This window comes from Streptomyces sp. NPDC000075, from assembly GCF_040301925.1.
GTDB lineage: Bacteria > Actinomycetota > Actinomycetes > Streptomycetales > Streptomycetaceae > Streptomyces > Streptomyces polychromogenes.
Window position 1 is genome coordinate 1 of sequence record NZ_JBEPFL010000009.1, and the last position, 10,860, is coordinate 10,860.

At 71.4% G+C, this 10,860-nt stretch carries 9 protein-coding genes; 4 read left to right on the forward strand and 5 right to left on the reverse strand.

Features of this window, described 5'->3' with window-relative positions; genetic code table 11:
- Positions 1–416: 416 nt before the first annotated feature.
- From ABT403_RS13025 to ABT403_RS13045, 5 genes are all read right to left on the reverse strand, one after another.
- Positions 417–1,121 carry a PP2C family protein-serine/threonine phosphatase gene (locus ABT403_RS13025; RefSeq protein ID WP_344151443.1) on the reverse strand — a complete coding sequence of 235 codons (705 nt, stop codon included), beginning with the start codon at positions 1,119–1,121 and terminating at the stop codon, positions 417–419.
- Positions 1,122–1,201: 80 nt separating this feature from the next.
- Positions 1,202–2,206 carry a DUF932 domain-containing protein gene (locus ABT403_RS13030; RefSeq protein ID WP_344151446.1) on the reverse strand — a complete coding sequence of 335 codons (1,005 nt, stop codon included), beginning with the start codon at positions 2,204–2,206 and terminating at the stop codon, positions 1,202–1,204.
- 106 nt (positions 2,207–2,312) lie between these two features.
- Positions 2,313–2,744: a hypothetical protein gene (locus ABT403_RS13035; RefSeq protein ID WP_344151449.1), complete on the reverse strand. Its 432-nt coding sequence runs from the start codon at positions 2,742–2,744 to the stop codon at positions 2,313–2,315.
- Positions 2,745–2,866: 122 nt separating this feature from the next.
- Positions 2,867–3,253, reverse strand: a complete 387-nt coding sequence (locus tag ABT403_RS13040) for a DUF3846 domain-containing protein (RefSeq protein WP_344151452.1) — start codon at positions 3,251–3,253, stop codon at positions 2,867–2,869.
- A gap of 666 nt (positions 3,254–3,919) precedes the next feature.
- Positions 3,920–4,558: a hypothetical protein gene (locus tag ABT403_RS13045; RefSeq protein WP_344151454.1), complete on the reverse strand. Its 639-nt coding sequence runs from the start codon at positions 4,556–4,558 to the stop codon at positions 3,920–3,922.
- Positions 4,559–6,633: 2,075 nt separating this feature from the next.
- Here ABT403_RS13045 and ABT403_RS13050 point away from each other — a divergent pair.
- The 4 genes from ABT403_RS13050 to ABT403_RS13065 are packed head-to-tail and all read left to right on the forward strand — an operon-like array spanning position 6,634 to position 10,851.
- Positions 6,634–7,467, forward strand: coding sequence for a conjugal transfer protein (locus tag ABT403_RS13050; protein ID WP_344151457.1), 834 nt, complete (start codon positions 6,634–6,636; stop codon positions 7,465–7,467).
- The gene (locus tag ABT403_RS13055) at positions 7,464–7,781 is read left to right on the forward strand and encodes a hypothetical protein (protein WP_344151460.1); all 318 of its coding nucleotides are present in this window, start codon (positions 7,464–7,466) and stop codon (positions 7,779–7,781) included. Before ABT403_RS13050 ends, ABT403_RS13055 begins: the two co-directional genes overlap by 4 nt.
- Positions 7,778–8,281: a hypothetical protein gene (locus ABT403_RS13060; protein WP_344151463.1), complete on the forward strand. Its 504-nt coding sequence runs from the start codon at positions 7,778–7,780 to the stop codon at positions 8,279–8,281. Before ABT403_RS13055 ends, ABT403_RS13060 begins: the two co-directional genes overlap by 4 nt.
- Positions 8,281–10,851: an ATP-binding protein gene (locus ABT403_RS13065; RefSeq protein WP_344151466.1), complete on the forward strand. Its 2,571-nt coding sequence runs from the start codon at positions 8,281–8,283 to the stop codon at positions 10,849–10,851. Before ABT403_RS13060 ends, ABT403_RS13065 begins: the two co-directional genes overlap by 1 nt.
- Positions 10,852–10,860 lie beyond the last annotated feature (9 nt).

Genomic DNA, 10,860 nt, shown 5'->3' on the forward strand with positions numbered 1-10,860 from the left:
GTACCCGCTCCGCGGGTACCTACGCGCTGCGCGCGTAGGAGAGAACCGCCTCGCTGCGCTCGGTCGGCCCGGCTTCGCCGGGCCAGGGCCTGCCTTCGGCAGGGGTCCTCCGCTTCGCTCCGGACAGGTTCAGGGCTTCGCTCTGAACGGGCCGCTACGCGGCCGTAGGTGACCCCGTTTCACGGGGTCCGGGCCTATGGCCCGTTGGGTGGGTCCGCTTCGCTCCCCCACCCAAGTCCTTCCGGCTTCGCCTCCAGGACCAGCCCGCTTCGCGGGCGGCTGGCAGTAGCGGGAGGGGTGCGGGTGGCCGGGTGAACTGACCGACCACCCCGCGCCCCGAGGAGGTGATTCAAAATGTTACTTGGATTGACTCTGGATTTGAGGTCATGGTCCGCTGGGCTACCGCCTCGGGGCCGCTACCTCGCGGCGAGATCTGCGATCAGCACCGTGGCGTTGTCGGCGCGGCCGTCGGCGTGTGCGATGGCGGCCGCTGCCAGGGCCCGGGCGGCCCTGTGAGGGCGTCCCATCAGGTAGTCCGTGATGGGGAGTTGAGCGTCTTCGAGAGGCTCGTACGCGCCATCGCTGGCGAGTACGAGCCTGCCGTTGTTGGGGGCGCGAACCGATCCGAGCGGTGGGTTGGGGCTGGTGTCGCCGAGGTAGGACGTCACCCGATTGCGGGCGTACGGTCCGGGCTCAAGCTCCATGTCGATAAGGACCTGTCGCATGTTGTGATCGGTGGTCAGCCGTTCCAGGTGGCTGCCGGTTTCCGGGAGGAGGTAGGCGCGGGCGTCACCGCACCAGGCCACCTCAAGCGGCTTGCCGGGCTCGGCGACGGCCACGACGGCCACGGCCGTGGGCATGTACTGCGCGTACCAGCCTTCCGGGGCCACCTCGGCGGCCCGGGCGGCGTGGATCTGCCGCAGGCCTTCCAGTGCCCCGGCACGTGCGGCAGCGCGGGCCAGTCGGCGGGCGGCCGTACGCGTCCACGTCTGGACTTCTTCCGTGCTGCCGATGCCGTCGAGCAACGCGTATGCGCGGCGCTCCTGGTGGGTGTAGGTCGCCGTGGCGTCGCACTGGTGGGAGCGTCCGCCGATCAGCTGGGCTGCACTGTGGGTGCTCATGGGTGGTCCTGCCTTTGGGGGGTGGCCGGGGCGGGAGGGGTTCTCCCGCCCCGGGAGAGGTGCTGTCGAGCTGACGCGGGTCAGACGGTGATCAGGCGGAACGCGCGTTCCATCACGTCATCGGCGGTGCCCGTGATGACCCGCTCGGCGCGGGCGGCGCTCTTCAGGTCGGGGCTGGCGCCCCGCGCCGGAGCGACGTGGTTGGCGTACTCGGTGATCGCGTTGTAGCCCGCCCAGGCGGTCCCCCGGATGCCCGCCTGCGTGTCGGCCTGCTCGAACAGGTTCCGGATGGTGTTCCAGCGGTTGACCTGGTTGGTCTTCTTGCGGGCGCTGTCCGCGTTGGTGGCCGGCCAGAGCTCCTCGACGATCGACCGGAGCATGGGCGTGGTCATCTCCGTCTCCAGCATGCGCTGGGCGGCCTTCTCGAACTCCTCGGCGTACTTGAACGTGAGGCCCAGGGCCTGGCGGGCCTGGGCGATGCGGCCGCGCGCTCCGGAGGTGTGGCGGACCGTGTAGCTGCTCTTCGCGCTCCGCAGCCCGGCGCGCAGCGTGTTGGCGCACACGACGCGCACCGGCGTGACGACGATGCGGAAGGCGCTGCTGCCGTCGTGGGAGTTGAAGGCGGCGATGTACAGGTCGACGTTGTCGCTGGCGCCGATGGTCATCGTCTGGGGCAGCTTCATGGTCAGGAACACCTGTCGGCCGTTCCGGAGGGATCCGGCCGTCTCGAAGTGGGCTCCGGACTCGTCGGCGAGGAAGTTGAGGAACTCGGCGTGTTCTTCGTTCTGTACCGGGGTGTAGTCGGGGCCGACCACGCCGAGGGTCTCGGGGCGTCCGGTCTTGGGGTGGGTGCGCACGCTCGCCCGGTGGTTCGGCACGTCCAGCACGGTCGCGCCGTCGGGGGTCAGTTCGGTGGCGTGCAGGCCGATCAGCCGGACGTCCCAGTTGTCAAGGGCGGCCAGGCGCATGGCGTCCTCGGCGGTCAGCGCTTCGGCGGTGACCGTGCCCAGCCGGTGCCAGGCGCTTTCACGTGCACTCACGAACGCGGCCGTGCCGTCGCTGAACTGCTCGATTTCGTGTGCCATGGGAGTTTCTCCTTCTTGGGTGTTCTACGGATGCGGCGGGGGTGCCACTCCCCCGCCGCTGGCCGTGCGTGTTCAGATCTGCGGGGTGCTCGCTGCCGGGCCCGGGTCAGTCGAGTGCGGGGGCGTCCACGAACGTCACGCCGGGGACCAGGTCCGTGAGGTCGCGGTTTTCGCCGAGGCAGTACGCGATGAAGCTCTCTTCGGCCGTGGCGGGGTGCGCGACGAGGTCGCTCACCGCCCACGACCTGTAGGTGACCTCGCCCTGCGGGTCCAGGGTGCGCGCCGTCAACATGGCCTTCGCGCCCATCGCGGTCCCGGCCAACAGGTAGGCCACGTAGACGAGCGGGTCGGTCGGGTCGTCCTCGTTCGGCACGGGGCCGGTGATGACGCACTCGGCCTCGGCGACGCCGCGAGGTGCCAGTGCGATGACGGTCAGGTGGTGGAGTCCCTCACCGGCGGTCCGGCCGACAGCCCGCACGAGAGTCATGCTGCGGCGGGCGAGCGTGCGTGCATGGTGGGAGGTCTGGAACTTGGTCACGAGCGTGCCCCTTCACGGTTGTCCTGCGGCGTTCGGTCGACCTGTGGGGCTGGTGCCACTCCCGGCCCCACAGGCGAGACGGTCGGGGCGGAGGGCAGTCACCCTGCTGGCCGTTCTGGGTCTCAGCAGGTGCGCTGCTGGGGGACCTTGACGGCGGCCCGGGTGAGGTACTGCTCGATGAGCGCAAGGGCCTGGTCCTCCCTCAGGCCGTTGGCTTCGCATGCCGTGTCGTGGTCGGTGGGTCCGGTGAGCAGGACCGCGCCGAAGTAGGGGAACTGGATAGCGCCGAGCGACCGCAGGACCGGGGTGGCCGGAGCATTGACCGGCCTGCCGTTCATCAGGGCGTCTTCGTCCACCCACAGCGTGATCTCACGGCTGAGGGGGATGGGGTGGGTGAGGTCGCAGCCAAGGGTGGCGGCCGGAGTCGTGTTGGGGGTCCAGTCGGCGAGTTCGAACCAGCCGTCGGGCTGGATCACCAGCCCGAACTCGACGGCCTTGGTAGGGGACATGGTTCTCCCTTGGATAGGGGGTGGGTTCTTCGGCCGGTGGGCTTGCCACTTTCTCTCACCGACAAGAGAACTCTACCGCAATCAAGGATCATCCGAGGTGGGATCAGCCCCTCGCGGCCGACTCGAAAGAGTGATGTATCCGCAGGTCAGACGTGGTTACGGCCCGGTGGGGGCGGGCATTGCGGGTCCGGTGCCGGCCAGCCCCGTAGCGCGGAGCGCGGAGGGCAAGGGGTGGGGAGGGGCGGGAGATGCGGGGGTGCGCGCGGAGCGCGTACGCTCGCATCTCCCGCCCCTCCCCACCCCGCAGCGCGTGCCGCCGAGAGTGCACGGCTGGTGGAGCGAAGCGGAGCCGGGCGGGCGCTCTACGCAGCGAAGCGGAGTGACGGAGCGCAGCGGAGTGCGGCACGCGGCCACCGTGGTTGTGGCGGGGAAGGCCCCGCGGGAGGCGTGAGAGCGCGCAGCGCTCGTTCCGGACGCAGCGAAGCGGAGTCCGGCACGTCTTCCGCGGGGCCTTCCCCGCCACAACCACGGTGTGGGGTGGCCGGCGCAGCGCAGCGGAGCCGGCCACCCCACCGGCACCGGACCCGCAACGCCCGCCCCCACCGGGCCGAGAAAGCCCGGAGGGACCCGGCCGGGCGGCCAGGCCCCCTCCGGGGTCTTGGGGTGTCAGTGCTTGTCGTGAAGCTGCTGGGCTGCCTTCACGGCGCTGCGGCGGAGTGCCGGTGGGTAGCCGAGGCGGTCTGCGGCCGCTTCGGCACGGAGACCAGGCTCGGTGTGCATCTGTGCGGCGATGCGTGCCGCCCGCTCGTGCTGGAGGTGCTTCTGCGCGGTGGAGGTGGAGACGCCGAGGACGTCGACGGCGTGGGCGGCAGTCACCGCGGGGTCGGCGTCGAGGAGTTCAGCGATGCGTCCGGGGAGTAGGTCCCGGGGGACCATGTCGCCGGATCCGGTGGGTCGGCCGCTGGGCGCAGTCATGGTGCCTCGGGTGGCTCCGTAGGCGCGCAGCACGCCGCGGGGCCAGTGCTCGACCCCGCCCACCACAACAACGTGGTCGGCGAGGCGCGGGTCGGTCTTGTAGCTGTCGATGCTGCGCGGCTTCACGGCCAGCACAACGGCGGCCTCGCGCCGGTCGAGCAGGTCCTCGTCGTCCTCTTCGGGCGGAAGGGCCGGCTGCGGTCTGCCGTCTCGGTGGGCGGTGATCTGTTCCAGGTCCCACAGCAGCACCAGTGCCCCCTCCGAACTGACCGGCTCGGGGAAGCCTTCGGCATCGTGCGGTTTGAGCCGTCGGAACGTCGGCCATGTCATCCCCAGCGCGTCAGCAAGCTCGCGCCGGCCCACGGCGGTCCGTCCAGCGCGGATCACGGGTCTCGACCTCCGGAGGGTGAGGTACGCCGGCGCGCACCGTGCCGTGAGGGTCCGACGAGACCCCTACGCAAGGAGAAAAATGCTATCGCATCCAAGGAGCGTTGGGGTGCGTGCCTGCACCCGGGCCGGGCGCTATGCTCGCCTTGATGATGCACGCGGGTTCTCTCGTGGTGTGTTCTTCGGTCGGCCGGCGCCCTTGCCACCCGCTTTGCAGCGGAAGTGGGCGTCGGCCACATTGGTTTCGCCTAGAAGCCCCCTCGTCGCACAGCACGACATCAGCACCCGCACGACCAAGCGGCTCCTCCCCAAAGCCCGGCCGGGCCAGCGGCATAGGCACACCGGCCACGGACGCCGCCGGCACGACGTCGGCCGCCACACTTTCGGTGTCGACCGCAACTCCCTCGCGCCCGCGGGGATCCAGCTGCTCCTGGTCGACGCCCGCCACGTGACCGCCCGCCGATACCAGCACCAGCCGAACGCCAAGGCACGAACCCTGGCCCCGGTCGAGGACCCCTTCACGCAGTACCGCTCCCGGCTCTCCAGGAGGAACTGCGCTGCGACGCGATCGGATGCGACCCTCAGGCTCGGCACCGTCCCGACGCCACCCAGCCTGACCGCCCACGGGCGGCCAGCGGGAGATGGCTAGCAGCTGATCGCAGCCCACCGGGTCGCTTCCGGTCCCGCCTATCCGTCAGGCGCCCTGCAGAAGCCAACCACCTCCATTCCCCCAACCACTCCCTCCCCTACTCAAATAAAGTCTGGCCGGTCACCACCACCGAAAAGGGCGCCTGACCAGTGCAAATGCAAGGTCCGGAATCAGGTCGGTGTCCCGGTCAGTTTCCCCCTCTTGCGTCCCCCTCAATATCCCCCTCCTACCTCCCCCACTGCTTCCCCCTCAGCCGCGCAGGTCGGCAGGGGGTGCGGCGAACCCCGTGGACAGGGCCAAGGCATCGCGGGCGCCGATCACCGTGTCGATGGCAGGCAGTCGGCTTGCGGCGGACGGCCACCTCGGTCGGGCCGCGCGCGGCAGCGGCCTTGTGTCGGGGTGGCCTCGTGCTGGCCTGTCACGCCCACGGCGCAGCGACGCCGCTCGGTCAGGAGAATCCGGCGACTTCCCCCGCTGAGCCGGCACCCGGACCCGGTCGGTGCGCTGTGCGACTCCCTCTCAGAAGGGCGGCTCGTCCGGGTACGCCGAGGTGTGGGTCGGGGACGGCCTGGGCGGTTCGTCCTCGGCCGGGGAGCCGGCGAACGCTGCAGGGACGGCACAGGTTGAGCACTCGTCGTGGTCGGGCAGGGCTCCGCAGGTGCACATGTGTCCTCCACTTCGGGCGGCGGCCAGTCGGCGCTGGCCGGGGTGGGGGCAGTGGCCGGGGCTGTAGGAGTTGGCTCTGACAAGGTATCCGCCGTCCTGCAGGCGCGATGCCCTGCGGGATGAAGGAGGCCCCGTGATCGGCCGCACCGCTCGTCGCTTCGGCCGCAGGCGCGCCGGATCGGCTCCCGGCCGGCCCGCGGTGGTGGGAGCGGTGAGGTGGTTGGTGAGTTCGCCGGGGGCCGGGTTCGTCACCGGTGAAGTCCTGTCGGCAGGGCTCTGACCTGGGGTGGGGAGTTTTCACTGGATGGCGTGAGCTCACCGGTGACTCACCAGCAGCACTGTTTCCTTCCCGTGACGCCGGGGGGCTGGCAGTGGTGAGCTGGCCGGTGAGGAGACCGCCGTTTCGTGGGGTGCAAGAAGAACGAGCACCTCCACGGAAGGCATTGTCATGAGCCCTGTCCCTCGGCCCTCGCGTCGCCTACGGCGAGCGCCGCAGGCCGCAACCCCGCAGCCGTTGCGCCGTTCCCGTCCGGAGACCGTTCCCGTCAGCGGGACCGTCTCGACGAGCGGTCCGCGTCTTGCCCGGATCGGGGCCTGGGCGGCGCTGGCCGCTGGGCCGCTGGCCCTGGCTGTCGCCCTCGTGATGCCGCGAGGCCCCGTTGCTCAGGCTGCGTCGGTTCCGCACGCCGACAGCGCATCCAGGTTGCCGGCCGACCCGGCCGGTACGGCGGCGCTGTTCGTGGAGCTGTGGCTGCGCTCCGATGCAGCAGAGACCGACAGCCCCGTGGCTGCGGCCCTGCGGTCGATGGCACCCTCCGTACAGCTCCCCAAGCGCGTTCGCGGCGAGGCGACGCCTGGTGCACTGCGGGTGGTACCCGTGCGGACCGTGTCCTCCCCCGACGGCTGGACTGTGGTCGTCGCCGCCCTCACCAACGCCAGCCCTCTTGCCCCGGCGGCTTCGAGTCCGGCGCCGGAGCCTGCGGCAGGCACCGGGCCGGTTGTTCGGTACTTCGCGGTGTCCGGTACCGGGGGCCGGGACGGCGGGCCGCTGAGTGTCTCCGCTTCGCCGGCGGAGGTGTCCGCCCCCGAGTCCTCGCCGGAAACCGCGGCCGGCCCGTTCTCCCACGCCGTCCCCTCCGGGGCAGCCCTGTCGGCGTCGCTCGGCGAGTTCCTGCGCACCTACCTCGCGGGCGGGCAGGGCGCGGGACTGGAGCGCTACCTCTCGCCCGGCGTGCGTCTGTCGGCTCCGGCGGCTGCCGGCTACGTGCGGGTGGACGTCGAGGACGTCATGTCCGACACGGAGCGGGCCGCGGGGAAGGAGGTTCCGGCCGACGGAACCCGGGCGCGGGTGCGGGTGCGGGTCACCGGTGAGGACCGGGCCAGAACACGGTGGCCGCTGGTCTATCAACTGGAGGTGACCACGCGGGCCGGGCGGTGGGAGATCAGCGCCCTGAAGGGCGGGGCCGCTGGTGCGGCAACGCCGGCCGTTGCCCCGTCCGGTTCGGTGGCCGCGCCGGTCGCGGGAGGTGCGCGATGAAGCAGTTCATCCTCGCGGGCCAGCTCGACAAGCTGGGCGACTCCCTGATCGGGACGCTCGCCGGGTGGAGCGACAAGGGCCTGAAGGTCGCGCTGACGGTGGTGGTCGTGGTGACCGTGGCCCGCCGCTTCTCGCTGAAGGCCGGGATCGGCGCGCTGATCGCGATGGTGCTCGCCCTGGGCCTGTACGAGGCGCGGGAGTCGCTGTCCGGCGCGGTGAAGGACGAGATCAACAACCCGGCCAAGGGCGCTGGCGCTGTCACCGTCGTGGTCACCCCTGACCCTGTCGCTGGCGGCAGCGGAGGGGTTCTGTGAGCGGGGCCGAGCGGGTGCGCGTCGCGCGTGCTTACACCAGTGCGCGCCGGCATCCGTGGGTGCTGGGCAAGCTCGGTGACTGGACGCTGCCGTTCGGCCCTTACACCCCGGCGCAGCTGGTGGTGCTGGGCGGCGGGGCCTTCGCCTTGATCAAGACGTTCGACTGGTGGTCGTGGGCGGGACCGGTGCCGATCGCTCTGTGGCTGGGTGCGGTGTGGGCGGTGCGCGGGGCGCAGATCGCCGGGCAGAACCCGTTCACGGCTGTGCTCGGGGTGGGTTCACTGCTGTTGAGGCATCCGGCCGGGCGGATTGGGGGGCGGGTGGCCCGTGACCGGCAGCCGTCCTGCCTGCGTGCCCGGTTCGTCATCACCCCCGCCCTCGTGACCGGTCCGGCGGGTGCCGGGACGGTGGCCGTGGTCGAGGTGCCTGCCGGCGGGCGGGCGGCTGCCGGTTCGGGTCTTGCGCGGCTGCTCGCCGACGGTGCGGGGAGGGCGGCGTGATGAGGACGCCTTTCCGGCATATCGCGGGGCATCTGCTGTGGTCGGCCTCGGGCCGGGTGTGGGCGGTGTGGCGGGTGGCCGCGCTGCCGGGCGGCTACCTGCCCGCCCGGGTGCACCAAGACCTGCTGGGGCGGATCACCTCGCTGGTGCGGTCGATGCCCGGGATGGAGCCGCGCCTGTTTGTTCTCGCGGCCCGGACGGATCCCGGGGAGATCGCCGAGCGGATGGTGGCCGACGTCGACTGGCAGCGGCTGCCCGCGTGGGCGGAGACCTGCGCGGCGACGGTCGATCTGCTGACCGGTCAGGAGATGCACGAGCGGACGCTGTGGCTGGCCGTGCCCCTGGCGGCCAAGGGCGGATCCGCGAGCGCTTCCCTGACGGCTTTGTACGCGGAGCTGTCGGCTGCTCTGGATCTCCCGCCGGTGCCAGTGGCCGAGGCGGAGGTGAAGGCGGCCGTTGTGGAGGCTGAGCGGATCCAGACCTCCCTGGGCGGAGGGTTGGGCCTTCGGCCCGCGTCGGCGGCCGAGATCGTGTGGATGCTCCAGCACGCGCTCTGCCGGGGCCTGGCGGAGGAGCCACTGCTGTCGGACGCAGAGCACAGCCGGCTGTATGGCAGCAGGGTTCGGGAGGGCAGTCTGCTGTCGCCCTCGTACGCGGATCTGGGGATGGTCCGCCTGGCCGAGGGCGGCCAGGAGATGGGCGCCGGCGCCAAGGAGGCCAAGCCGAGGAGCCCGTGGTGGCGGTCGGCGGCTTCGTCGCCGCTGGGTCGCCGGTGGCTTCAGGTGGAGTCCGAGGCCGGCACTGGGTACCAGGCGCACTTGGTGCTGGCGGAGATCCCGCCGGCGGTGTCGGTGCGGGCCGCCGATGTCCTAGCCCAGCTGGAGGCCCTGCCCTTCCCGGTCGATGTCACGGTCGATCTGCGGGTGGTCACCGCGAAGAAGGCGCGGGCGCAGGTCCAGCGCAAGAAGCGCGAGCTGCTGGACCAGGCGGATCAGTACGGTGCGCAGCCGACTGGGATGCCGCACTCGTTGCCGGATGCTGCGGGGGATCTGGCGGAGCAGGACGCGCGGATGGCCAGGACGTCGGTGGAGGTCGAGGTCCAATCGGTGACGGTGCTCAGTGTGTGGGGGCCGGACGCGGGGACGTGTGATGCGCGGGCGCGGGAGCTGTCGGCGGCCTTGTCGGGTGGCGACTACCGGGTGGAGCGTCCGTACGGCATGCAGGAGGAGCTGTTCGCGCTGGGCCTGCCCGGGACGGTGCGAGCTCCGAAGCTGGGGCAGTTCACGCAGCACCAGTTGTCGGAGGACTGGGCCGCCTCGGGTGCTCTGACGCTGTCGCGGGTGGGTGATCCGGCCGGGATGATGGTGGGTTACGACCTGGACTGCGGCACGATCCGCCCGGTGCTGCTGAATCCGGCTGATGCCCCGCAGGTCAACGCGTCGGCGTCCAGCGCGGTGATCGGTGATCTCGGTGCGGGCAAGAGCGTGCTGGAGAAGCTGGTCACCGAGGCGGTGGTGGACCGGGGCGGGCGGGCAATCGTCATCGACCGGACCCCGATGCGCGAGTGGGCCGGCTTTGCGCGGACGGCGATGGGTGAGCGCTGCCAGATCATCGACGCCGCGGAGGCCCGGATCTCCATCGACCCGCTGCGGGTGTTCGGCGGGCCGGTCGGCGCCCACTACGCCCTGTCCTACCTCACTTTGCAGTTGGGGGTGGGGGCGATGACGGCTGCCGGGGCCGTGCTCCACCACGCGGTGGAGGAGGTCAGCGGCGGGCCGGAGCCGTCCATGGGCAAGGTCCTCGACGTCCTGGCCTCGCTCGCGGCCTCGGGCGCCGGCTCGACTCGGGGGGATGCGGCCGCCACCATGGCGGATCTGCTGCGGATCGTGCGGACCAATCCGCTGGCGGCGATGGTCTTCGACCCGAGTCTGCCGCCGGTCACGCTCGATGGGGATCTCGGTGCCGACATGGTGGTGGTGACCACCACCGGCCTGACCCTGCCGCCGCGGGAGGCGTTCGCCGATGTCGAGGTGCTGCGCCAGCAGCCCTTGGAGGCGTTGATCGGGCGGGCGGTGCTGTATCTGATCGCGGCCGTCGCCCGGCAGGCGGCGTTCACCGATCCGTCGCGGTTCTGCCTGGTCTCCCTGGACGAGGTGTACTGGCTGACCTCCTCTGCGGAGGGCTCGGCGCTGGTCCACGAGATCCTCCACGACGGCCGCAAGCACGGCGCCGGTGTCTTCCTCGGGGCGCACGACGCCGACGAGCTGGGCAAGGACGCGGGCCTGGTCGCCTACCGGTTCCTGGCCCGGACCGCCGACCGCGCCCGCGCGGTCAAGGGATTGCGGTTTCTGGGCCTGGACGGCGAGGACGAGGACCTCATCCGGCTGGTCACCACCGGCCTTTCCCCGGTCGGTCAGGCCGGCCGCGAGGGCGAGATGCTGCTGCGCGACCCGCGCATGCAGGTCGGCCGGATCAAGGTCGTCGTCCCGCCCGTGCCCCGCATCAAGGAATCGATCTTCACCACACCCGGCCGCGCGGCGCAGCCCGCGGCCACCGGGGGGACCTCATGACGTACCGAT